General features: G+C 57.0%; 17 protein-coding genes and 1 pseudogene. 14 read left to right on the forward strand and 4 right to left on the reverse strand.

Annotation, left to right across the window (positions count from 1 at the left end):
- The first annotated feature begins 23 nt into the window (after window positions 1–23).
- The 8 genes from AC1RKH_RS04005 (at window position 24) to AC1RKH_RS04040 (ending at window position 12,460) form a co-directional block, all read left to right on the forward strand.
- Window positions 24–2,036, forward strand: coding sequence for a DUF1302 domain-containing protein (locus tag AC1RKH_RS04005; protein WP_493061204.1), 2,013 nt, complete (start codon window positions 24–26; stop codon window positions 2,034–2,036).
- A 40-nt stretch (window positions 2,037–2,076) separates the two neighbouring features.
- Window positions 2,077–3,435, forward strand: coding sequence for a DUF1329 domain-containing protein (locus AC1RKH_RS04010; protein ID WP_493061205.1), 1,359 nt, complete (start codon window positions 2,077–2,079; stop codon window positions 3,433–3,435).
- Between the two features lie 71 nt (window positions 3,436–3,506).
- Window positions 3,507–4,580 carry a WD40/YVTN/BNR-like repeat-containing protein gene (locus AC1RKH_RS04015; protein WP_493061206.1) on the forward strand — a complete coding sequence of 358 codons (1,074 nt, stop codon included), beginning with the start codon at window positions 3,507–3,509 and terminating at the stop codon, window positions 4,578–4,580.
- Window positions 4,581–4,611: 31 nt separating this feature from the next.
- A complete protein-coding gene (locus AC1RKH_RS04020; RefSeq protein WP_493061207.1) occupies window positions 4,612–7,146 on the forward strand; it encodes an efflux RND transporter permease subunit in 2,535 nt (844 codons plus the stop codon).
- Between the two features lie 7 nt (window positions 7,147–7,153).
- Window positions 7,154–8,932 carry an acyl-CoA dehydrogenase C-terminal domain-containing protein gene (locus AC1RKH_RS04025; protein ID WP_493061208.1) on the forward strand — a complete coding sequence of 593 codons (1,779 nt, stop codon included), beginning with the start codon at window positions 7,154–7,156 and terminating at the stop codon, window positions 8,930–8,932.
- A 117-nt stretch (window positions 8,933–9,049) separates the two neighbouring features.
- On the forward strand, window positions 9,050–10,063 hold the full coding sequence (locus AC1RKH_RS04030) for an ArsJ-associated glyceraldehyde-3-phosphate dehydrogenase (RefSeq protein WP_493061209.1): 1,014 nt from the start codon (window positions 9,050–9,052) through the stop codon (window positions 10,061–10,063).
- Between the two features lie 9 nt (window positions 10,064–10,072).
- Window positions 10,073–11,293: an organoarsenical effux MFS transporter ArsJ gene (arsJ, locus tag AC1RKH_RS04035; RefSeq protein ID WP_493061210.1), complete on the forward strand. Its 1,221-nt coding sequence runs from the start codon at window positions 10,073–10,075 to the stop codon at window positions 11,291–11,293.
- Window positions 11,294–11,425: 132 nt separating this feature from the next.
- A complete protein-coding gene (locus AC1RKH_RS04040; RefSeq protein ID WP_185015297.1) occupies window positions 11,426–12,460 on the forward strand; it encodes a GGDEF domain-containing protein in 1,035 nt (344 codons plus the stop codon).
- Window positions 12,461–12,496: 36 nt separating this feature from the next.
- On the opposite strand, the gene sorB is transcribed toward AC1RKH_RS04040, so the two are convergent.
- Together sorB and sorA are read right to left on the reverse strand one after the other, a co-directional pair.
- Window positions 12,497–13,144 (reverse strand): SorB family sulfite dehydrogenase c-type cytochrome subunit, encoded by a 648-nt coding sequence (sorB, locus tag AC1RKH_RS04045; RefSeq protein WP_493061211.1) that lies wholly within the window; start codon window positions 13,142–13,144, stop codon window positions 12,497–12,499.
- A gap of 11 nt (window positions 13,145–13,155) precedes the next feature.
- A complete protein-coding gene (gene sorA, locus AC1RKH_RS04050; protein ID WP_493061212.1) occupies window positions 13,156–14,397 on the reverse strand; it encodes a SorA family sulfite dehydrogenase catalytic subunit in 1,242 nt (413 codons plus the stop codon).
- 366 nt (window positions 14,398–14,763) lie between these two features.
- Between sorA and AC1RKH_RS04055 the strand changes: the two genes are divergently transcribed.
- Window positions 14,764–15,432 (forward strand): ATPase, encoded by a 669-nt coding sequence (locus AC1RKH_RS04055; protein WP_493061213.1) that lies wholly within the window; start codon window positions 14,764–14,766, stop codon window positions 15,430–15,432.
- Window positions 15,433–15,443: 11 nt separating this feature from the next.
- Here AC1RKH_RS04055 and AC1RKH_RS04060 read toward each other — a convergent pair whose 3' ends face one another.
- Entirely contained in the window at window positions 15,444–16,340 is an 897-nt protein-coding gene (locus AC1RKH_RS04060) for a LysR substrate-binding domain-containing protein (RefSeq protein WP_493061214.1), read from the reverse strand.
- A 159-nt stretch (window positions 16,341–16,499) separates the two neighbouring features.
- On the opposite strand from AC1RKH_RS04060, the gene AC1RKH_RS04065 reads away from it, so the two are divergent.
- A complete protein-coding gene (locus AC1RKH_RS04065; RefSeq protein WP_493061215.1) occupies window positions 16,500–17,408 on the forward strand; it encodes a DMT family transporter in 909 nt (302 codons plus the stop codon).
- 173 nt (window positions 17,409–17,581) lie between these two features.
- A complete protein-coding gene (locus AC1RKH_RS04070; RefSeq protein ID WP_493061216.1) occupies window positions 17,582–18,040 on the forward strand; it encodes a metallophosphoesterase family protein in 459 nt (152 codons plus the stop codon).
- 33 nt (window positions 18,041–18,073) lie between these two features.
- On the opposite strand, the pseudogene AC1RKH_RS04075 reads toward AC1RKH_RS04070, so the two are convergent.
- Window positions 18,074–18,282, reverse strand: a pseudogene (locus AC1RKH_RS04075) (hypothetical protein).
- Between the two features lie 284 nt (window positions 18,283–18,566).
- Between AC1RKH_RS04075 and AC1RKH_RS04080 the strand changes: the two are divergent.
- From AC1RKH_RS04080 to AC1RKH_RS04090, 3 genes are all read left to right on the forward strand, one after another.
- Window positions 18,567–20,297 (forward strand): ATP-dependent nuclease, encoded by a 1,731-nt coding sequence (locus tag AC1RKH_RS04080; protein WP_493061217.1) that lies wholly within the window; start codon window positions 18,567–18,569, stop codon window positions 20,295–20,297.
- Window positions 20,284–21,705 (forward strand): UvrD-helicase domain-containing protein, encoded by a 1,422-nt coding sequence (locus AC1RKH_RS04085; RefSeq protein WP_493061218.1) that lies wholly within the window; start codon window positions 20,284–20,286, stop codon window positions 21,703–21,705. The genes AC1RKH_RS04080 and AC1RKH_RS04085 overlap by 14 nt, the downstream gene beginning before the upstream one ends.
- 717 nt (window positions 21,706–22,422) lie before the next feature.
- Complete coding sequence (locus AC1RKH_RS04090; protein WP_493061219.1) at window positions 22,423–23,061, forward strand: hypothetical protein; 639 nt, start codon at window positions 22,423–22,425, stop codon at window positions 23,059–23,061.
- Window positions 23,062–23,160: the final 99 nt, after the last annotated feature.

Consider the following 23,160-nt stretch of genomic DNA (forward strand, 5'->3'; position numbering starts at 1 on the left):
TACAAAAAGGCGGAGGCAACGCAATGCACAACAATAAGAGTCACGGGTTCACTCCCTCGGGTTACACCTTGTTGGCCTCGGCCATTCTGGCCGCAGCCATGCCGGCTGCCCATGCGGTCGAACTCGATACGGGTAACCCGGACTGGACCGCGCGTTTGGATAACACCGTCAAATACAACTACGGCGTGCGCACCGAGAGCGCCGACAAGCGCATGTTGGGGACACCGAACAACAACGATGGCGACTATAACTTTCGCAAGTCCGGGACCAATATAACCAACCGAATTGACCTGTTGACCGAGATGGATGTGGTCTACAAGAACAGCATGGGCTTTCGCCTCAGTGCCGCCAGTTGGTACGACAAGGCGTATGAAAATACCGGCTCCAATTCCAATCCGTTCGTCAACGGCAACGACGCCAGGTCGGGCCTGGTCGCCAACGATCCACGCCTTGCGGCGGTGACTACAGACAATGTCGGCAATGGCAGTCCCCACCTGAGCAACTATGCCCAGCGTTATTACACCGGTCCCTCCGGCGAAATTCTTGATGCCTTCGTTTTCTACAGTACCGAAGTGGGCGAAGAGTCCCTGCTAAGCGTCAAGGCGGGTCAGCACAACGTGTTCTGGGGCGAGACCGTTCTCAACCCCGTGCACTCGATCAGCTACGGCCAGTCCGGCCTGGACCTGGCCAAACTGGCGGCCTCGCCCGGTACCGAAGCCAAGGAACTGTTCGTTCCGCGTAATCAACTGTCGATGTCGTTCACCGTCAATCCGGAGTTGACGGTTGGCGCCCAGTACTTCCTGGATTGGGATGCTGCCCGACTGCCGGAAGCCGGTACCTACTATGGCGGTTCCGATCTGGTCGGCTTCGGCGCGCAGTCTTTCCTGCTGGGCAACACCAATGCCGTGGTACCCGGCAGCCCCCTGGGCTGCGGCCTGGCGCCCTGCAACGGGCTGACCAACGTGCGTCGGGGACACGATCTGACGCCGGATAAAAGTGGAGACTGGGGCGTGATGGCCAAGTGGTCGCCCGCCTGGCTGGACGGTACGCTCGGCGTCTATTACCGCAAGACCTCGGACATTTTGCCTCAAGCCTGGTTGAACGCCACAGGGATCAGTTCGGCCAATCCCAACGGGACTCCGCCAGCGGGTATGGTGCCGGCGGTCGTCAATACGCTTAACTCGCTGAGCACCAGCACCTATCAATTGGCCTATGCCGACAATATCCACATCTTCGGTCTGAGCCTGTCCAAGGATGTGGGCGGTGTGAGTGTGGGCTCGGACCTGAACATCCGTCACAACATGCCGCTTGCCAGCATCCCGGCGATTCTCAGTTCCACCGGGCCGCTAGGGTTGGGCGCCGGTCTGGGTCTGTTGCCTGCTCGTACGGCACAGACCGGAATCGTCTATGACGTCCCGAGCAAGGGCGACAGCATGAGCGCCACCGGCGACACGCTGCACTGGACGCTCAACGGTCTGATGACCTTTCCCAAGACGCCTGTGTTCGATTCGGCAACCCTGCTCACCGAGCTGTATTACAGCAATCTGCTCAAGCTCGATAGCAAGAACGCGGCGCTCTACAAGGGCAACAGCAGCTACCGCGGTGTCGATGCTCCGACCCGGGACAACTGGGGTATCGCAGCCAACTTCACGCCGACTTGGTACCAGGTACTTCCTGGTGTCGACTTCAACATGCCGATGTCGATCAACATGGGGCTTGCCGGTGTTTCACCGGTGTCCGGTGGTGGTGCGAAAGACACCGGCAACTATGCGGTCGGCGTCGGTGCCGTTGTTTACAACAAATACTTTGTCGACCTGAAGTACGTGGACTCCTTCGGCAAGACCGACAAGTGTGATGTCAGTGGCGTGAGTACCGGCGCGGCCAATGCCGGCAGCGGGGACGGCTCCACGCCGAACGCCTTCAGCGGCAACCAGAACTACGCGTGTTATGGCGGTGGCTACTCGGCCTTTTCCGGCGGTGGGGCAACCACCGCGGACCGTGGCGCCGTTTACCTGACGATGAAAACCACCTTTTGATTCACCAATGGCTTAGTTACCTAAGCAGGAGAACAACAAGATGAAATTCGTGCACACATTGCTGGCCGTTTCTCTGACCATGGCCGTTACCGCTCAGGCACAGGCCGCTGTATCGGCTCAGGAAGCCGCCAGACTGGGCAGCAACCTGACCCTGGTCGGGGCGGAAAAAGCCGGGAACGCCGATGGCTCCATTCCCGCCTATTCGGGTGGCCTGACCACGCCACCGGCCAGCTTCAAAGCCGGTGACAGCATGCGCCCGGACCCCTTTGTCGACGAAAAACCACTGCTGGTGATCGACGGTAAAAACGTCGATCAGTACAAAGGCGAGCTGACGGCGACCACGGTAGAACTGGCCAAGCGTTTTCCCAGCTTCCATGTCAATGTCTATCCGACCCATCGCACCGTCACCTTGCCCAAGGCCGTGCTGGACAACGGCGTGAAAAATGCGACTGGCGCCAAATCCCTCGAAGGTGGGCTGGCGATCGACAACGTGCTGCCCGGTGTGCCGTTTCCAATCCCGCAGTCGGGCAACGAGGCGATGTGGAACTTCCTGCTGCGCTATCAGGGGGTCAGCATCAACTCCAAGTACGACTCCTGGAACGTCGACTCCGCAGGCGTTCCCAGCCTGGCGACCACCGGGCAGGCGTTCATTTCCTATCCGATCTACGAAAACCTGGCGCAGCCGATCAGCAGCGCCGACGTGTACTACCAGATGAAGCTGTCCTACACCGGGCCTGCGCGCCGGGCCGGCGAAGCGGTGATGCTCAAGGACGCCGCCAACCCGTTGCAACAGCCGCGCCGCGCCTGGCAGTACCTGCCTGGCCAGCGTCGGGTCAAGCTGGCGCCGAACCTGGCTTACGACACGCCTAATCCCGGCACTGCCGGAGCGGGCACCTACGACGATGTCTTTGTGTTCAACGGTGCACTGGACCGCTACGACTGGAAGCTGGTGGGCAAGCAGGAAATGATCGTGCCCTACAACACCTACAAGCTGACCTACGCCCTGGACCCCAAGTCGCTGACCACCGCCAATCATCTGGCACCCGACTACGTGCGCTGGGAAAAACACCGGGTCTGGGTGGTGGAGGGCAACCTCAAGGCCGGTGCGCGGCACATCTATCAGAAGCGTCGTTTCTACCTGGATGAAGACAGCTGGACCGCTCTGGCCTCCGATCAGTATGACGCCCGTGGTCAGCTGTACCGTGGTTCCTTCGCGTTCCTCAGCCAAAGCTATGACAAGCAGATCCCGGATTCCACGCCCTTCATGATCTACGACCTGGTCGGTGGCTCCTACAACATCAACGGTGTGGTGGGGCCTTACGGCGGCATCAAGTACATCGATCCGCTCTCCAAGGCGCAGTGGTCGCCGGAGTCCCTGGCGGGTTCCGGCATTCGCTAAGCGAACACCAGGTTTGAACGTCGGGCTGCACGGTTGTGTGTCCCGGCGCGGCTATCTGAAGAGGACGCGGTATGTGTTCGTACAAAAAGTACCTGCAGTTGGCGCTAGGCATCTTGTTTGCAATGTTGCAGGGGCTCACCCAGGCGGCCGGTTATGTCGATGTTCTGGATCTGCCGGCCAGGGCCAGCGCCCTGGCTGTCAGCAGCCCGTTGTCCGGCATGGCGCGCGCTGGTGAGCGATTGATTGCGGTCGGGCAACGTGGCCACATTCTCTATTCCGATGACTCCGGCAAACACTGGCAGCAAGCCGCCGTGCCGGTGAGTGCCGATCTCACGGCGGTGAATTTTCCGTCTGCCATGCAGGGCTGGGCAGTCGGCAACGACGGCGTGGTGTTGCACAGCAGCGACGCCGGGGCGACCTGGCGCAAGCAACTGGACGGTCGCCAGATCGGTGCCTTGCTGGTCAAGCATTATGGGGCGTTGGCCAGTGCAGAACCTGGCAACGAACAATGGCCACTGCTGGCCGCCGAAGGCCAGCGACTGGTGGAGCAGGGCGCGGACAAACCCTTGCTCGACGTCTGGTTCACCAACGACAACCTTGGTTATGTGGTCGGTGTATTCAACCTGATCCTGCGCACCGAGGATGGTGGCCAGAACTGGACACCGTTTCAGGACCGTACCGACAACCCGCAGGGCTTTCACCTCAACGCCATCGCCTCCACTGGCGACGGGCTGTACATCGCTGGGGAGCAAGGCCTGTTGCTCAAATGGGATGACGCCCATCAGCGTTTTGCCGCCGTGCAAACACCCTATCAGGGCAGCTTTTTCGGCGTGGTTGGCAAGCCTGGCGAAGTGATTGCCTATGGCTTGCGCGGCAACGTGCTGCACAGCACGAACGGCGGCCTCAGTTGGACTGCGCTGGACAGTGGCCTTCACGTCAGCATCACCGCCGGCATCGTCGACGCCAACGGTCATTATCGCTTGTTCACCCAAGGCGGACAGATGCTGGTCAGTCAAGGGACTGGCGCGGACATGCACCTGATGCGGCAACCCGAACCGTCACCGGTGGCCGGCGCCACTCAGGCCGCCGATGGCGCGCTGGTGGTGGTGGGCAGTCGTGGTGCACAGACATTGTCCATCGAATAAGACCTCGAACCTTTAGAGCGAGAACCCAGACATGGGCAATATCAAGCAAGACACCATGCCGGTGATCCGCGACGTGCGTGACTTCGACCGCTACTCCGGCAACCGGCTGGAGCGGATGGTGTTCAACTATCGCCCGTTGTTCATGTTGCTGATGGCGCTGGCCACTGTGGTGCTGGGTTACATGGCCGCAACACGTCTGGAACTGCGCCCCAGCTTCGAGAAAATGATTCCGCAGAGCCAGCCGTACATCCAGAACTTTCTGGAAAACCGCCAGTCATTGCGCGGCTTGGGTAACTCGGTGCGCGTGGTCGTGGAGAACACCCGGGGCGATATCTTCGACCCCGCTTACCTGGATGTGCTCAAACAGGTCAACGATCAGTTGTTCCTCACCGAAGGCGTCGACCGCGCCTGGATGAAGTCGTTGTGGAGCCCGGCGGTGCGCTGGACCGAAGTCACCGAACAAGGCTTTCAGGGTGGCCCGGTGATGCCCGATACCTATGAGGGCAAGCCCGAGCAAATAGAACAGTTGCGCCAGAACATTTCCCGCGCCGGAATCGTCGGCAGTCTGGTGGCCAGTGACTTCAAGTCGAGCATGTTGGTCGTACCGCTGCTGGACAAGGCTGCCGCCGGTGGTCAGCGCATCAACTACCACGGGTTCTCGCAGATGCTTGAAGAGCAGTTGCGCGACAGGATCGAGTTCGCCGGCGACAGCGCCGCCCGCAAAGCCGGGGAGGAGGGCAAGGGCCAGTACAAGGTCCGGGTGATCGGCTTCGCCAAACTGATGGGCGACCTGATCGATGGCCTGATTCAGGTGATGATGTTCTTCGGCCTGGCCGTGGTCACCTCGCTGGTCATCATTTTCCTCTACACCCGTTGCGTGCGCAGCACCTTGCTGGTGGTCGGCTGTTCGCTGGTCGCGGTGATCTGGCAACTGGGCATCGTCGCCTGGCTGGGCTATGCCATCGACCCGTACTCGGTGCTGGTGCCTTTCCTGATCTTTGCCATCGGTGTGTCCCACGCGGCGCAGAAGATGAACGGGATCATGCAGGACATCGCCCGTGGCACCCACAAACTGATCGCCGCGCGCTACACCTTTCGCCGTCTGTTCATTGCCGGCGTCACCGCGCTGCTGGCCGACGCTGTGGGTTTCGCCGTGCTGATGCTGATCGACATTCCGGTGATCAAGGACCTGGCCATCACTGCCAGTATCGGCGTTGCGGTACTGATCTTCACCTCGCTGTTGCTGATGCCGGTGGCACTTTCCTATGTTGGCGTCGGTGCAAAGGCTGCAGAGCGCGCCCTGAAAATCGACACCCGGGCGGACGGGCACAAAGGCTTTGGCAAACTGTGGGACTGGCTCGACCGTTTCACCACGGCCAAGTGGGCCACGGGCGCCGTGCTGATCGCACTGCTGATGGGCATCGGCGGCTTTGTGATCAGCCTGCACCTGAAGATTGGCGACCTCGAGAGTGGTGCACCGGAGTTGCGTGCCGATTCTCGCTATAACCGTGACAACGCCTACATCACCCGTCACTACGCGTTATCCAGCGACTTGTTTGCGGTGATGATCAAGACGCCTCCGGAAGGCTGCCTGAGCTACAAGACACTGGTCCTCGCCGACCGTCTGGCCTGGGAACTGCAACAGTATCCGGGCGTGCAGGCGACGGCCTCGCTGGTCAATGCCGTGCGCCAGATCACAGCGGGGAGCTATGAGGGTAACCCCAAGCTCAACAGTATCCAGCGCAACCAGGACGTCTTGAACTACGCCGCGCAGCAAGCCTCGGTCAACTCCCCGGAGCTGTTCAATACCGACTGCTCGCTGATGCCGGTGATTGCCTTTCTCAAGGACCACAAGGCCGAGACCCTGGATGCGGTGGTCGGGATCGCCGACACCTTCGCCCGGGAAAACAGCAGCGATGACCGCCAGTTCCTGCTGGCTGCCGGGACCGCCGGCATCGAAGCCGCGACCAACATCGTGGTGCGCGAGGCCAATCGCACCATGCTGCTTTACGTCTATGCGGCGGTGACGCTGTTCTGCCTGATGACCTTCCGCAGCTGGCGCGCCACGCTGGTTGCGCTGTTACCGCTGGTGCTGACCTCGATCCTTTGCGAGGCGTTGATGGTGGTCATGGGCATTGGCGTGAAGGTGGCGACCCTGCCGGTGATCGCGCTGGGCGTGGGGATCGGCGTGGACTACGCGTTGTACCTGCTCAGTGTGCAGTTGCATTACCAGCGTCAGGGCCTGCCGCTGACTCAGGCCTACCGCAACGCCGTGTCGTTTACCGGCCGGGTGGTGGGTCTGGTGGGCATCACTTTGGCGGCCGGTGTGGTGTGCTGGGTTTGGTCGCCGATCAAATTCCAGGCGGACATGGGCATCCTGCTGACCTTCATGTTCCTGTGGAACATGCTCGGTGCGCTGATTCTGATTCCTGCCCTGTCGTATTTCCTGCTGCGGGGGGTGTCGCTTGATCGTCACCCTGTTCCGGAGGCCCCTCAGGGGCATGCCGGTGAAACCGTCCCAACCCAACCTTCGGGCATGCGTCACGCCCAGACTATTGCGGAGTAAGCCAACGATGTCTGATTACAAAGCCCCCTTGCGCGACATGCGTTTTGTCCTCAACGAGGTCTTCGAGGTGTCCAGGCTATGGACCCGACTGTCCGGCCTGGCCGAGGTGATCGATAAAGAGACTGCCGCCGCGATCCTTGAAGAGGCCGGCAAGATCAGTGCCGAAGTGATCGCGCCGTTGAACCGCAGCAGCGACGAACAAGGCTGCACATGGCGCAACGGCACGGTGATCGCCCCGGACGGTTTTGTCGCCGCATACCGGGCGTTCGCCGAAGGCGGTTGGGTGGGTGTGGGCGGCGACCCGCAGTTCGGTGGCATGGGCATGCCCAAGGCCATTTCGGCCCAGGTCGAGGAGATGGTCAACTCCGCCAGCCTGTCGTTCGGCCTGTACCCGATGCTGACCGCAGGGGCGTGCCTGTCGATCAATGCCCATGCCAGTCAGGAGCTCAAGGAACGCTATCTGCCGAACATGTACGCCGGCACCTGGACCGGTTCGATGTGCCTGACCGAGGCCCATGCCGGCACCGACCTGGGCCTGATTCGCACCCGAGCCGAGCCTTCGGCCGACGGTAGCTACACGATCAGCGGCAGCAAGATTTTCATCACCGGCGGCGAGCACGACCTGAGCGAAAACATCATTCACCTGGTGTTGGCCAGACTGCCGGATGCGCCTGCCGGCCCCAAAGGTATTTCCCTGTTTCTGGTGCCCAAGGTACTGGTCAACGCCGACGGATCCTTGGGTGAACACAACTCGCTGTCCTGCGGTTCAATCGAACACAAGATGGGCATCAAGGCATCCGCCACCTGCGTGATGAACTTTGACGGCGCGACCGGCTGGATCGTCGATGCGCCGAACAAGGGGTTGGCAGCGATGTTCACCATGATGAATTACGAACGTCTGGGCGTGGGTATCCAGGGGGTGGCGTTGGGTGAGCGTTCGTACCAGAACGCGGTCGAATACGCCCGTGACCGTCTGCAAAGCCGTTCGCCGACGGGAGCGCAGAACAAGGACAAGGCCGCCGATCCGATCATTGTGCATCCGGATGTACGCCGCATGCTGTTGACCATGAAGGCCTTGAACGAAGGCGGGCGGGCGTTTTCCAGCTACGTCGCCCTGCAACTGGATACCGCCAAGTACAGCGAAGAGGCGGCAACCCGCACCCGCGCGCAAGAGCTGGTGTCGTTACTGACTCCGGTGGCCAAGGCGTTTCTCACCGACATGGGGCTGGAAACCACAGTGCTCGGCCAGCAGATTTTCGGCGGCCACGGCTACATCCGCGAGTGGGGGCAGGAACAATTGGTTCGCGATGTGCGGATCACCCAGATCTACGAAGGCACCAACGGCATCCAGTCACTGGACCTGGCCGGGCGCAAGATCGTCGGCAGCGGCGGGGCGCTTTACCGTTTGTTCGCTGCTGAAATTCGCCACTTCATCGCCAACGCCGGCACTGACCTCGGTGAGTTCTGCAAGCCGTTGAGCGCCGCCGTGGACACCCTCGACGAGTTGACCGCGTGGCTGCTGGATCGGGCACAGAACAACCCGAACGAAATCGGCGCCGCCTCGGTCGAGTACCTGCAGGTGTTCGGCTACACCGCTTATGCCTACATGTGGGCACTGATGGCCAAAGCGGCCATGGGCAAACAGGCCGAGGGTGACTTCTACACCAGCAAGCTGGGCACCGCGCGCTTCTACTTTGCCCGTCTGCTGCCGCGTATTCACTCGCTGAGCGCTTCGGTCAAGGCTGGCAGCGAATGCCTCTACGAGCTGGAAGCAGCGCAGTTCTGAACGCTATCGGGAGAGTAGGCAATCGAAGCGCTGATTTTCAGAACTCTCTGCTTTACTAGATATACGAAAATTCATATATATTCGTATTTCCGTATGTAATCAGAGATTCCGTAGCGCATGACCATCAAAGTAGGTATCAACGGTTTCGGACGTATCGGTCGGCTGGCGCTGCGTGCCGCATGGGACTGGCCCGAGTTTGAATTTGTGCAGGTCAACGACCCGGCAGGGGACGCGATCACTCATGCCCATCTGCTGAACTTCGATTCAGTTCATGGCCGCTGGCAGCATGAGGCCAGCGCCGAGGGCGATAACGTTGTGATCGGTGGCAAGCACATAAAGATCAGCGCCAATAAAACCATCGCCGAAACCGACTGGTCGGGCTGTGATCTAGTGATCGAAGCCAGTGGCAAGATGAAGACCGTCGCGGTGCTCCAGGCTTATCTGGATCAAGGTGTGAAGCGCGTGGTGGTCAGTGCTCCAGTGAAAGAGAAGGGCGCCTTGAACATCGTCATGGGCGTCAATCATCAGTTGTTCAATGCTGCGAAACATCGCATCGTCACCGCGGCGTCGTGTACCACCAACTGTCTGGCGCCAGTGGTGAAGGTGATCCACGAGAAACTTGGCATTCGCCATGGATCGATCACCACTATCCATGATTTGACCAATACCCAAAGCATTCTGGATCAACCGCACAAAGACCTGCGTCGGGCTCGTGCTTCGGGCATGAGCTTGATTCCCACCAGCACCGGTTCAGCTACCGCCATTGCTGAAATATTCCCGGAGCTTCGTGGCCGATTGAATGGCCATGCCGTGCGTGTACCGCTGGCTAATGCTTCGTTGACCGATTGCGTCTTTGAAGTTGAGCGTGCCACCACTGTTGAAGAAGTGAACCGGTTACTGAAAGATGCTTCCGAAAACGAGCTCAAGGATATCCTCGGTTACGAGGAGCGTCCGCTGGTGTCCATCGACTACCGCACTGATCCGCGCTCCTCGATCATCGACGCGCTGTCGACCATGGTCATCAATGGTACTCAAGTGAAGCTCTACGCCTGGTACGACAACGAATGGGGTTACGCCAACCGTACCGTCGAACTGGCCAGGTTGGTCGGTCTTGCCGACCAGCAGGGATAGGAAGTCAGCATGAAGGCGTTGTCAGCCCTTTCCCAGGATGTGCGCCAGTACCTGCTGGTGACCGGTAACTACTGGGCATTTACCCTCACGGACGGCGCGCTGCGCATGTTGGTGGTGCTGCACTTCCATGCGTTGGGCTACTCGCCTTTGCAGATTGCGTTTCTTTTCCTGTTCTACGAAATCTTCGGTGTCATCACCAACCTGCTAGGGGGCTATCTCGGTGCCTGGTTGGGCTTGAACCGAACCATGAATGTCGGCCTGGCGTTACAGGTCATTGCCTTGTTGATGCTGGCGGTGCCATCGGTATGGCTGACCATTCCCTGGGTAATGGGCGCTCAAGCGCTGTCGGGCATAGCCAAAGACCTCAACAAGATGAGCGCCAAGAGTTCGATCAAGTTGTTGGTGCCGGAGGGTCAACAAGGCACGCTGTACAAATGGGTGGCCATCCTCACCGGCTCCAAGAATGCACTCAAGGGCGTGGGCTTTTTCCTCGGGGGAGCGCTGCTCGCGTTGTTGGGTTTCAAGAGTGCGGTTGTGGCCATGGCGGCAATGCTGGGCATGATCTGGATAGGCAGTCTGTTTCTGCTCAAGAAGGATTTTGGCAAGGCAAAGGCCAAACCAAAGTTTCGCGACATTCTCTCCAAGAGCCGGGCAATCAACATCCTTTCTGCGGCGCGTATGTTTCTCTTCGGGGCACGCGATGTCTGGTTCGTGGTGGCTCTGCCGGTATACCTGAGCACTGCGTTTGGATGGGATTTTTGGCAGGTCGGCGGTTTTCTCGCCGCCTGGGTGATCGGCTACGGCATCGTGCAGTCCTTGGCGCCCTCGATTACCGGCAAGGAACGCGGAGAAGTCCCCGATGGTCGCGCAGCTTTCGTTTGGGCTCTGTCGCTGGCCGTTTTGCCCGCCGCTATCGGCATCGGTTTGAACACTGATCTGTCGGCCCATGTCGTCTTGTTGGGTGGACTAATGCTGTTTGGCGTGCTGTTCGCCGTGAACTCATCACTGCACAGCTACCTGATTGTGTCTTACGCCAAAGAAGACGGCGTGTCCCTGGATGTGGGGTTCTATTACATGTCCAACGCCATGGGACGATTGATCGGGACTGTATTGTCAGGATGGGTGTTCCAAGCCTACGGGCTGGTCGCTTGCTTATGGGTTTCCAGCGCTTTTGTCCTATTGGCCGCAGTGATTTCTATCGCCTTACCCAGGCACGCCAAGGTGATATGAAACCATCAGGATCGCCCACAGCCACCCATCTCAACAGGCAGTAGGCATACATTATGTATGGCCGCTTGGTGCACGTAAGGATATGCTGCCGCGACTTCATATATGCCAATAAAATCCAACCACAGTGACGTTATGAGCCAATCAGAGACGCGTGCGACTGCCCTAGCGCTGTACCCAGAGAACTCCCGCGAAGCGGCGGCTCTGCTGAAGCAGGCCGTACCACTGATGGTGCGTCACAACATTCCACCTAATCCCGTGCACTATGCGCTCTGGTACACCTACAGCAAAGGTCAGGAACCAGAGCTCAATCGCCATCTGGACAGGGTGGTCAAAGACTTCGACAGTTTCCCTCCAGAATCCGCGATGAAGCTTTTTCGCGACTACATCATTCGTGACGAACTGGAGGATGCTCGCGCAGGGCAACAACAAGCGATCAATCTGGTTGACGACATGGAGCGTGATATCTCGCGTAGCGTGAATGGCAGCGTCAACTTTCAAGCCAGTCTTGGGCATTGTATGGAAATGCTCGCGGAACCGGTCGACAAGAGGTTGCCCGCCATTCTGAGTGAGCTGCAACAGAGCACTCAGGTCATGCGGGATCAGCAAGAGCTTTTCCTCTCCCAACTGCACTCTGCGCAAAATGAAATCAAGAGTCTGAGAGACAAGCTTGAGCGAGCCCAACTAGCTGCATCATTGGATGGTCTGACTAAGGTGTTGAACCGTGCCACCTTCACCCGCTCGCTGGAGCGTGCGCTGATCAACGCCAAGGGGGTGGCACTGGTCATGCTGGATATCGATCATTTCAAGCAGTTCAATGACCAGTATGGCCATCCTTTGGGCGACCGCGTCCTTGAGCATGTTGGTCAGGTGTTACGGAACTCACTCCCACCTCAGGCCCTGGCGGCGCGCTATGGTGGTGAAGAGTTCTGTGTAGTCCTGCAGGAGTGTGTTGATCTCACCAGTGCTCAGACTTTCGCTGAGCAGCTGCGCCTGAAAATTCAGGCGCTGCGGATCAAGGCTCGTGGCACGGATGAGGTACTCGACACTGTAACTGCATCCTTTGGTGTCGCCCTCGCCAAAGCTTGTGACAATGTGGAAAGCCTTCTGACTCGTGCCGATGATGCGCTCTATCGAGCCAAGCGCAGCGGGCGCAATCGAGTGAACTGAAACCTGTTGGCTTAAGCACCTTTTCAACAAATGAACTCATTGATGCAGTACGAAAGTCGCCAGAGTTTGCAGATCGCCCGGGCTTAACTGTGTGAAAGGCGGCATCGGGATATTCCCCCATTTGCCGGTACCGCCGTGCTGAATGCTGGAGGTTACCTTGGCCAGTGCCTGAGGGTCATTGGCATACCTGGCCGCCACATCGTGATAGGCCGGGCCTACGACCTTGTGATCGATCGCGTGGCAGGACAGACAGGAGTTGCTCTGCAGCAAGGCCATGGCGTCGACTTTGGCTACCGGCGCCGCCGGGGTTTGGCCTGCCGAAGGGTTCGAGGCAGCCTGCACATCGGCATCGCTCGCATGGGCACTCCCGTAGGTCACCGCAAGGTAGGCGCCGATGATGCTCACATCCTGATCACTGATCGGAGCCCCATACACGTGCTGCATCTTGCTCGCTTCCCCAGTCCACTGCGCCAGGCTCATGCCGGGAGGTTGGAAGTTGATGTAGTCGGCAGAATGGCAGGTGGAGCACTTCTGTTGAGCCAATGGGTAGCCGGGCAGAGCATTGGGTTTGAACACGGCCGTTTCGGGGGGCAACGTGATCGATAATGGCGCTGCGCTAGCCATGGTAGCCATGGTAGCCAGACAAACCTGAGCCGCGCACAGCAAAGTGGTCATGCGTTTCATGCGGGGCCCCCTCAGGCGACGGTCACGTGGCTGGTTTCTACGACATGGCGGCGGTAGCCACCGGGATTCCAGTCGGCTCGCAGCGGCTGCGTCTCGCCCGCACTGTTGCTGGCTCGCACCATCAACTGTGTGGCGCCCTTGCTGGTAAAGGTGATCGGCAGCGTCCACTCACGGAAGGAGAAACGGCCAAGATCCTGCCCAAGCTTGGCTTCGCGCCAACTTTTTCCGCCGTCGATCGACACTTCCACCTTGTTGACCCCAACGCCGCCGTCGAACGCAATGCCCTTGAGCACCACGTTTTTTTTCAGCGGCAACACATCGCCGTGTTTGACGCTGGTGATGAAGCTACGTACCGGCAACTTGGAAATCGGCAACGTTTGCACCGCAGTGGTGCCGGGGGCGGTGCAGAAACAATCGTTGTCCGGGACGCGGTAGCCTTTAGCCATGAAGAAACCGTCGTAGGTCTGGTCGACGACTTCGATCTCACTCAGGTGCTTGACCCAGTAGGTACCGAAATAACCTGGCACTACCAGACGTATCGGATAACCGTTGAGGAATGGCAGGTCGGTACCGTTCATCGACCAGGCGATCATGGGCTCGCCGTCCATGGCGTGGCTGATGTCCAGAGCTTTGATGTACTCCGGCGTGCTCGGCAGCACTGGCTTATCGAGCCCTCGGAATGTCACTTGCCTGGCGTCGGTTTTCACTCCGGCCTTTTCCAATACCGCCTTGAGCGGTACCCCCACCCAGCGGGCATTACCCATTGAACCATTACCCAACTGAGCGCCGAACACGCGCGGCATCGAGAAGCCACGGCTGTTACCCGAACACTGATTGACGGCCACCACTTCTACCGGCTCGGCCAGAGTCTTGAGTTCTGCAAGGGAAAGTGACAGCGGTGTGTTGACCGAGCCCTTGATCGTCAGACGGTAGCTGTCCGGATCGATGCTGGTAGGGATATTGGCCAGGTGGTAACGCACGAAAAAGGCGTCATTCGGCGTGATGGGCCCTTCGTTGAAGACCGGGAATGGGGTCTCAAGGTGCGGCGGGCGGGTGGTCACCAGGGTCAACGGTCGTTTTTGCGGGTATTGCACCAGCGGCCGTGGGCCGGCAGCAAAGGTCACTTCTTCCGGTGTTTCGTCGGTTGCCTTGGCAAGGTTAGCCAATGGCGAAGCTGCCAAAGCCAGGGCGAAGGCATCGCGTAGAACGCGCCGGCGACTCGGGTTGCCGTTATCAACAAGACTGAACTTCATGCTGTTCTCTCTTTGTTTTTTTACTGAGATGTATCTGACAGCACCCCCACATACACCCATGGGGGGAGGAGAGGTATCCGATGTAATGCGTAAGTGGGTTTTCAATTAACTGACCGACTTCGATTAGCAAGCCAGTATCGTCACCTGCAAAGCGACTGCTTTTCATTGAGCGTCAGTGACTTGGCATTTGATGACAGACGATACCGACATGTGAGGTATAGCCTGCCCGCGCTCATCACAACTGTAGCTCATAGGCTTCCCACCATTCGTTCAGTCGATAGTTACCATCAAGGAATGCAAGTTCTGTTTTGCCGGCAAAGGAGGAGGATGGCGCTATACCAAAGGCGCTTCTGAAGGAACTGTGCGATGAGAATTTCTACCTTGCTGGCACTTGTCGCCATTTTTACCGGCAGCGTTGCCGCCACAGCGCCGGCCTACGCGGCCGAACAGTTCTGCCACTTTTTACCAGTGGTCGACAGCACCATCGGCCTGCAGCACGCTCAATCGGTAGGTGTGCTTTACAGCGAAAACACCCTCGACACCCTCGAATACCTGGAGCAGTACCATTCGGTAGCGCTGAACGGCGCGAAGAACCCTGCGCTCGACTCGCGCATCAGCAACGCGTTCGTCAACAGCTCCGATCCGAAACTCGCGATCAACTGGCTGATGGGTTCGCTACAGAAAGAATTCGCCTCGGTGACCGTCTACGACAACCTCGACGCGCTGGTGCAAGCCCGTCCTGACGTGGTGGTGATGCTGGACACTTACAGCCGTCTGGTGTCGAAGCGCAACAACCAGGTTGAAGCGCGATTCATGGCCAAGTTCTACGACTCGAACCTGCAATACATCGGCAAGGCCGAAGGCTCGCGTGAACAACAAATGCCTTCGGTCTGGGTTCATGGCAAAGCAGCTCCGGAGATCGCCGCGCAGATCGACCAGCAAACCGAGCTGCAATTGAACGTGCTGAAGCAGTTTGATGCGTCACTGAAGGCGCTCGTTTCATCCAGCGAAGTGGCTCGGCTTGCAAACAACTGATGCCGCGACCTCTAGGTCGCATCCAGCACCTGATCCATCAACCATTGCCGAACTGTCGCCAGGGCGGAAGGGGATTTCGCTTTGCGGGGCCAGAGCAAGTAATACCCAGCGTCGGTATGCAGTTCAAATTCAAACAGCCGGGTCAGCCGACCTGCATCAATGTCTGCCTGGACGAAGAAGTCATTGGCCAAGGCAAGCCCCTGGCCGGCGATTGCGGTCTCGATCGCCAGTGAGGTCTGGTTGAAACGCAGATTTTTCGGTGCGGCCTGCACCGGGTGTTCAAAAATCCGCGCGATAAATTGCGGCCAAAAGTTGTGGGCGTCATGCAATAGCGGGTAGCGCTGTAATTGGTCAAAGTCGCGTGGCATCCCGATTGATTCAATCAACGCGGGGCTGCCGACCGCCACGATTCGTTGCTCCAGCAGCATCTCGCTATTGAGACCAGGGCCGAAGGGTGGCCTACCGTAACGTATGGCGATATCGACGCCATCAGTCTGAAAGTGCGACAGGCGTTCAGTGGCCAGTACGCGCAGATCAATGTCCGAATGCAACTGGGTGAACGATGCCAGCTTCGGAATCAGCCATTTCGAAGCGAAGGTGGGGGTCACGCTGACGGTCAGGTGCGCAGGCTCCGGGCGAAGCGTCTGGGTGGCTTCAGAAATCAATTCCAGAGCATGGCGGATGCTCACACTGTAGCGCTGGCCAGCATCGGTCAGCATTAACCCACGGGGCAATCGCTCGAATAACTTCAGCTCCAGATTTGCCTCCAGGCCACGAATCTGCTGGGCCACTGCTGCCTGAGTGACTCCCAGCTCCTCGGCGGTCAGCCGGAAGTTCAGATGGCGGGCTGCAACCTCGAATACACGTAAGGCATTGAGAGGCGGCAGGGGAAGGGTACCGTTGGACATGATGATAGAAATTCTACTGGATCAAGGAAGAAATACTGCATCGGTAGTGCGGTCACTGCACTGTTAGCCTGACCAACAGGCTATTCAAGCTAACAGGAAAGTTAGCGAACAGAAGCCCAGCCGATAGAAATTAAATCGCATGATCAAAGGGCCAGTGTCATGAAGAAAACCTCTTTTGTCCTATTTGTGCTGCTTGGCCTGGTATGGGGCAGCAACTTCATTTTCGTCAAATGGGCCAGCCACAGCATCTCACCGGTGCAAATCACGTTGCTGCGTGTGCTTTTCGGTTTCCTGCCAGTCCTCGCCTTCGCGCTGTACAAGGGCGCATTACGTTGGGCGCATTGGCGCCATGGGCATCATTTCGTGGTCATGTCCTTGCTGGCGACCGCTGTCTATTACTACGCCTTCGCCAAAGGCACTGTTTTGTTGCCCTCGGGCGTTGCGGGCATGCTCGGTGGAGCTATTCCGCTGTTCACGTTCCTGTGTGCCTGGCTATTTCTGCGTAGCGAGCCACTCAATGGGTTGAAGGTGCTGGGCATTGCGCTCGGTTTCATGGGGGTTCTGCTCATTGCGCAGCCGTGGTCGGCTGAAGGCGTAATCAATCCGAGCGGAATCGCTTACATGATGATCGGTTCGCTCAGCGTGGGTTGTTCGTTCGTTTATGCTCGACGGTTTATCAGCCCGCTCGGCTTGCCGGCGGTGGCATTGACGACTTACCAGATCGGTCTGGCGTTATTCTTTTTGCTGCTGGTTACGCCACTTGAAGGCATCACCCAGGTATTCGACGACACACGGGCGTGGATTGGCCTGGTCTTCGGCTTGGGATTGCTGGGTACCGGTTTTGCCTATATCGCCTATTACCGCATCGTTGAAACGCTCGGCGCTGTGGCTGCGTCGGCCGTCAGCTATATCCCGCCGGTGGTTGCGCTGCTCATCGGGATCGCAATTGGTGAGCCGATTTCCATGAGCGCAGGCTTCGCAATCGCGACCATCCTCGCGGGAGTGGCCTGCGTACAATTCTCCAACCGACCACAATCCAGAATGGCAACTGTTCAAAACAGCCGTTGATCGATCAAATGAGTGGATGGGAAGCAGTGAGTAAAGGTAGATGTCAGGAGCTGACTTCTCTCTGCTGAAAGGTAGCTTTTGGCGGAAAACAGCCCGTAACGAAGACCCTGCACGTCGAAGGCGCTTGTCCCACTACACTGTGGTCAGATTCCTGAGCCTGTTCTGGAGATTGCATGAAGGTTGGCGTAATTTCCGATACCCATGGTTTGCTTCGCCCTGAAGCTCTTGATGCACTGATGGGCTGTGAGCAGATCATTCACGCGGGTGACATTGGTAGCCCGGAGATTCTTGATCAACTGGCGACTATCGCTCCTCTGCACGTCGTACGCGGCAACAATGACCAAGACGAAGCATGGGCAGAAAATTTCCCTGACCTACTACGTTTCGACGTCAACGGATGGCAGGCGCTGTTGGTGCATGACATTGCCGATGTCCCGGTCGTGCTCGATCCTGGCATAAAGCTGGTGATCACCGGCCACTCCCACAAGCCATGCATAGAATGGCGTGGTGAGCAGCTTTACCTCAATCCCGGCAGTGCAGGGCGACGACGCTTCAAGCTGCCGGTGACGTTGGCTCTGCTTGAGGTCTCTGCGACTTCAATTGAGCCTCGGCTGATTTATCTACTGGAGTGACTCACGTCATCCACAGTGGGGAGGTCGACCAGTTCACTCGGGGGCCATGAGCACTGCAAGCGTCATATTGATGAACTCCTCGCTCTTGCTGATTGTGTCCAAAGCACCGCGAACGTTGTCGGCGACCTCCGCTGATCCTCGCTGCTCGACCCACAGCGTCAGTTCCATGATCGCGGCTTCGGGGTCAATTGATTCTGAATGATCCTGAAGAGTAGGGAAGGGAGTAGGTCTAAATTTGCCATCGCGATTTTCCTCCATGGAAAAGACCAGCATAGATCTAGAGAAAAAATTACCGAGACGCCATTCCGTTTTTCATGAATCAGATGATCGCCCTCATTCACGGCGGACTGCATTGCTACTCACGCTCTAGCGACGGGTGGCCGGTCAGGTTGTGTTCCCTCATGCTTTTGCCTTTCTATCACGGGCAGCAGCTAGTTTTCGACTACGCTCCCAAAACTGCGCATCTTTTTACATAACTCAAAGCAGGGAGCCTGTCGGCCAGCCCGACTGAAAACAAGGATCGCATATGGCTAAAATTTTCAAAATCGAGATCCAGAACTTCAGGGGAATTCAGGATCTTGTTTGGTTTCCAGCGCCCGGCGTTAACTGCCTGATTGGCAGGGGTGACAGCGGAAAATCGACCATCCTGGATGCGATCGACCTGTGCCTGGGGGCTCGACGCTACGTCCAGTTCAGTGACGTGGACTTTTATGCTCTGGACGTCACTAAGCCCATTAAGATTTCGATCACGCTGTTCGACCTCGACGCTCCATTGAAAAATGTAGAGAGCTACGGAATCTTCCTGCGCTCGATTAACCCTGCGTCCCGGGACATAGAAGAGGAGCCTCACAAAGACTGGTCGACGGCTTTGACCATTCAACTGATCGTGGAGGGTGATCTTGAGCCCGTCTGGTCGCTGACGTCCGCGCAGGCGGAAAATCTTGGTACCACCCGTCATCTAGCTTGGAAGGATAGGGCGCTCGTAGCCCCCACAAGGCTTGGAGGGTATTCCAACTCAAATCTTTCCTGGACGAGAGGATCGGTGCTGAACAAGCTCACGGAGGAGCGTGCAGAGGTGGGTGCTGCGTTGATTGAGGCCGCGAGGCTCGCGCGGTCGTCATTTGGAGACCACGCACATGACCAATTGGGTGACACGCTTAAACTGGTTACCGATACAGCGACAAGTCTTGGTATCCCAGTAGGAATCAGCGCCCGGGCACTGCTGGATACCCATGCGGCTCCCTTCAATGATGGCGCAATCTCGTTGCACAGCCAGCAGGGCATTCCGTTACGCAGTCTCGGGACGGGATCATCTCGCCTTCTGGTTGCCGGACTGCAAAAAGTGGCCGCTAAATCGGCATCGATTTTATTGGTCGATGAGGTCGAATTCGGATTAGAGCCACACCGCCTCGTTAGGCTATTAGATTCGTTGGGAGCGAAGGACACCAATTCCGCACTCCAAGTATTCCTGACCACCCATTCGCCGGTGGCCTTGCGTGAACTTTCTGGTGACCAACTGTTCATCGTCAGGGGCGGAAACTTAAATCACCTCATCTTGCCGGTCGGCAACGATGACGATGTCCAGAGTACGATTCGCACGGAACCCGAAGCATTTCTCTCTCGTTCTGTGATCGTATGTGAAGGTGCGAGCGAGGTAGGGTTAATTCGCGGATTAGATCTTTATTGGGTAGAGCAGGGGAGCGCGCCGTTAGCCTCTGCAGGCGTTTCCTTTGTTGATACCGGTGGTGGTGACCCAGACCGATGCTTTCATCGAGGCAATGCGCTGCTACGACTGGGGTACCGTGTTCTGGTGGTAGTCGATAGCGATAAACCGCCCACAGAAGGGTTGGTGGCTTCATTTCTCGCTGCAGGCGGAACCATGATTGCCTGGCAATCCGGCCGCGCACTGGAGGATGAGTTGTTCTTGAGTTTGCCGCCTGTAGCGATCGCTTGCCTGGTCGAGATGGCGAACAACCTCATGGAAGAGGGAAGGGTTGACGAGCATATCAAGTCCGCTTCAAACGGACGCTACACACTCGCAGGAATTGAAACCGAAGTGTTGTTTTCAGGCTATTCACCGGAGATTCTGGCCGTGCTTGGCCGCGCATCCCGCACCAGAAAGGCTGGATGGTACAAGTCGATATCCAAGATGCAGAATGTCGGTCAGTTCATTGTTGGGCCTCACTTGGGCAACAGCACACTGGCCTTCCAGCTCGCCATCTCGTCTCTGTTTGTGTGGGCCCATGCCGAATCCTGAAATCGATTTGTTGGCCTTCGGTTGTGGCTCTATCACTGCACCGGCCGGTTGCGGCAAGACACAGCTGATCACCGATACGCTCAAGCTGCATCACTTCGCTAATCCTGTGTTGCTCTTGACCCACACCAATGCGGGAGTTGGGGCTCTGCGGGCACGACTTAAGTTAGCTGGCGTAAATTCGTCCACTTATCGCGTATCAACGATTGATGGATGGGTGATGAGATTGATAGCAACCTTTCCGGGCAGGAGTCAGCACGACCCTGAGGTCCTGAAACTCAAAAGAAAAACAGATTACGCCAGCATTCGAGACGCCGCGTGGGGGTTGCTGGCATCGGGTCATGTATTCGACGCCCTTCAATCCACGTATTCCCGCGTGTTTGTCGATGAGTATCAGGATTGCACGTTGCCGCAACATCAGATTATTGCCTGGTTAGCAACTGCATTACCCACCTGCGTCCTGGGTGACCCCCTGCAAGCTATTTTTGGGTTCAATGAACCCTTGGTTAACTGGGAGAAGAACGTCCTCAGTTACTTTCCAAGTGCCGGACACCTTTCCACACCCTGGCGCTGGCGTAATGTCCAGAATGAGCCGCTGGGCCAGTGGCTCTTGCAGATTCGTGCGTCCCTACAAACTCGCCAGGCAATCGATCTTCGCTCGGCGCCTGCCCAAGTGCAGTGGATTGCACTCGAAGCCACAACCGCCCATGAGCAACGGCTTGAAGCGGCTAGAGTTAAAACTGCTTCAGTCGATCATCAGGTGCTTGTCATCGGGGATAGCCAAAATCCGAGAGGACAACGGAAAATTGCGAGTCAGACGCCGGGCGCAGTGACTGTTGAAGCGGCTGATTTGAAGGATTTGACCGCCTTCGGGCAAGCGTTCAATCCTGGCTCACCTGATGCACTGAACGTGTTGCTCACGTTTGCCCAGGGGCTGATGACAAATCTCGACGTTGCGGTGTACATCAGGCGATTAGGAAGCTTATGCACGGGCAAAGCTCACAACCCAGCAACGGAAACCGAGCAATTTGGGATGAGCTTTATGGCGATCCCGAGCTTCGGATCTGCTCTGCTGTTGCTGGACGCCCTTCGCGATCAAACGGATGTGCGCGTCTACCGTCCAGAGATTTTGCGCCATTGTAAAAAAGCCCTCAGCCTTGCAGCCGAGGGATCGATGACGTTTGAGGATGCGACAGTCAGTATCCGCGAGCAGAATCGATACGTGGGTCGGCCAATGTCGCGGCGATCCGTTGGCAGCACACTTTTGCTCAAAGGACTCGAGGCTGATATCGCTGTGGTGTTGAATCCTGAGGAGATGGATGCCAACCATCTCTATGTGGCGTTAACCAGAGGGGCACGGCAGTTGGTCGTGTGCTCCAGCACGCCAATTTTGCGGCCCAAAGCTAAATAACTATTCTCTGAGAAACCTCAAGGTTAGGCGGGGCGATCTTGAAACTGCGGCCAGATCAAGGCAGTCAACTTGCTGTGTTTCAAGCACTCCGGATGAGCGAATCTGTCGGAGCTTGCGAGGAACATAACAGCGGGCGAAACTGCAGTTCCAGCAGCAATCATCATGTGCTTCGTGGTCACTCCAAAAATCGCGATAGCAGTTTCTTCAATAGTGCTGGCATTCGCCTTTTGTCTTGGCAAAGATTATCGTCGCTATGATAAGGAGTTAGTCGAGAGCACAAAGCTTTGGGGATTGCTAAAACTGATCAGCCACGCATGGCAGTTTGGATCGCGATGTTGTTCTTTATGAGCCTTGGAGTTGGCACGGTGCAGTGGACAGAAATCGAGATCTGGAAGGCACTGGTAGTGCTCACGAGAGGCGCGTTTGAGGTCAAAGTCGAATAGAGGTTGGCTCATGAGTTCAACTTAGCAGGGGGGCGAAACTCGGCTGATAGCATACTATCGTAAACGATCTCTTTGCTAAGACGGGGCGATCTTGAGTGTTAGGCTAGACGACGCTAAAAGCGTTGGGGCAGTTGGTCATCCACGGTGCTAACTCATTTCTTTTGCTTGCTGAGGGGTGGCGTTTTGCTTTCAAGATGATTTAGTCTAAGGCGGCGATAGCCTAAATTTGAACGGCCGATCAGGCTTAAAACTACCAATTATTTAAAGTGCTTATATGGCAAGTGATCTCTGGAATCTAATACTAAATCTTGTGGCAGCATTCATATATGCAGGGATTGTGTGGCTATGGAAAAGAAGGGGCGCTCGACCTATCCCAGTACCCTCTAACAACCAAAGCCAAACTCATTATGAAACAGTTGACTTGGATCGTCGATCAAAAAATCGCCAGACAGTTGAGTATGCAGTATATAAATTTGTTTTCTATTTTTCCACTTTTGCAGCACTCTATCTTTCCATTACCACACCGCCGTTGTTTAAAGCGCTTTTCGCTAATAGTGAGATTTTTCTAAATAATGCTCGTTTTGTTGGTGAGTACCTTCCGGCCATTCCCGTCGGGAAAAGCCACCTTCAAATTGCATTTTTTCTAATATCAGCATTACTTTATTTTCCGTTGCTATTTGTCGCGGAAGCTATCACATCAATAATTCATCCAGTGGTTGACTCATTTAAGGAGGTGACAGAGCGAATTTGGACTGCAATAACCATGCTTGTATTCTTGGTATTTTGTATCCCCGTGGCGGCAACGTCTGTATGGCTGTTCTATGATAAAACTTATACAGATTCTCTAATGACTGTCATGTTCTTCATTGTACTGCCTTTCGTGTTTTCTCAGGCACAAGCCGGGCGTCGGTGAACCTTTCTGTTTTTACTTGCTTTTCCGAGGCTAATTCTATAGCCCCCGTGGGGACGTTCACAGAAACAGCAGCAGATTTCGTGGAGGCCTCCGGGAATA

It is taken from the genome of Pseudomonas sp. GW822-FHT06B12 (genome assembly GCF_058799675.1).

Coding starts and splice junctions, on each gene's coding strand:
- AC1RKH_RS04005 (WP_493061204.1), top strand. CDS start 24: ATGCACAACAATAAGAGTCACGGGTTCACTCCCTCGGGTTACACCTTG.
- AC1RKH_RS04010 (WP_493061205.1), top strand. CDS start 2,077: ATGAAATTCGTGCACACATTGCTGGCCGTTTCTCTGACCATGGCCGTT.
- AC1RKH_RS04015 (WP_493061206.1), top strand. CDS start 3,507: ATGTGTTCGTACAAAAAGTACCTGCAGTTGGCGCTAGGCATCTTGTTT.
- AC1RKH_RS04020 (WP_493061207.1), top strand. CDS start 4,612: ATGGGCAATATCAAGCAAGACACCATGCCGGTGATCCGCGACGTGCGT.
- AC1RKH_RS04025 (WP_493061208.1), top strand. CDS start 7,154: ATGTCTGATTACAAAGCCCCCTTGCGCGACATGCGTTTTGTCCTCAAC.
- AC1RKH_RS04030 (WP_493061209.1), top strand. CDS start 9,050: ATGACCATCAAAGTAGGTATCAACGGTTTCGGACGTATCGGTCGGCTG.
- arsJ (WP_493061210.1), top strand. CDS start 10,073: ATGAAGGCGTTGTCAGCCCTTTCCCAGGATGTGCGCCAGTACCTGCTG.
- AC1RKH_RS04040 (WP_185015297.1), top strand. CDS start 11,426: ATGAGCCAATCAGAGACGCGTGCGACTGCCCTAGCGCTGTACCCAGAG.
- sorB (WP_493061211.1), bottom strand. CDS start 13,144: ATGAAACGCATGACCACTTTGCTGTGCGCGGCTCAGGTTTGTCTGGCT.
- sorA (WP_493061212.1), bottom strand. CDS start 14,397: ATGAAGTTCAGTCTTGTTGATAACGGCAACCCGAGTCGCCGGCGCGTT.
- AC1RKH_RS04055 (WP_493061213.1), top strand. CDS start 14,764: ATGAGAATTTCTACCTTGCTGGCACTTGTCGCCATTTTTACCGGCAGC.
- AC1RKH_RS04060 (WP_493061214.1), bottom strand. CDS start 16,340: ATGTCCAACGGTACCCTTCCCCTGCCGCCTCTCAATGCCTTACGTGTA.
- AC1RKH_RS04065 (WP_493061215.1), top strand. CDS start 16,500: ATGAAGAAAACCTCTTTTGTCCTATTTGTGCTGCTTGGCCTGGTATGG.
- AC1RKH_RS04070 (WP_493061216.1), top strand. CDS start 17,582: ATGAAGGTTGGCGTAATTTCCGATACCCATGGTTTGCTTCGCCCTGAA.
- AC1RKH_RS04080 (WP_493061217.1), top strand. CDS start 18,567: ATGGCTAAAATTTTCAAAATCGAGATCCAGAACTTCAGGGGAATTCAG.
- AC1RKH_RS04085 (WP_493061218.1), top strand. CDS start 20,284: ATGCCGAATCCTGAAATCGATTTGTTGGCCTTCGGTTGTGGCTCTATC.
- AC1RKH_RS04090 (WP_493061219.1), top strand. CDS start 22,423: ATGGCAAGTGATCTCTGGAATCTAATACTAAATCTTGTGGCAGCATTC.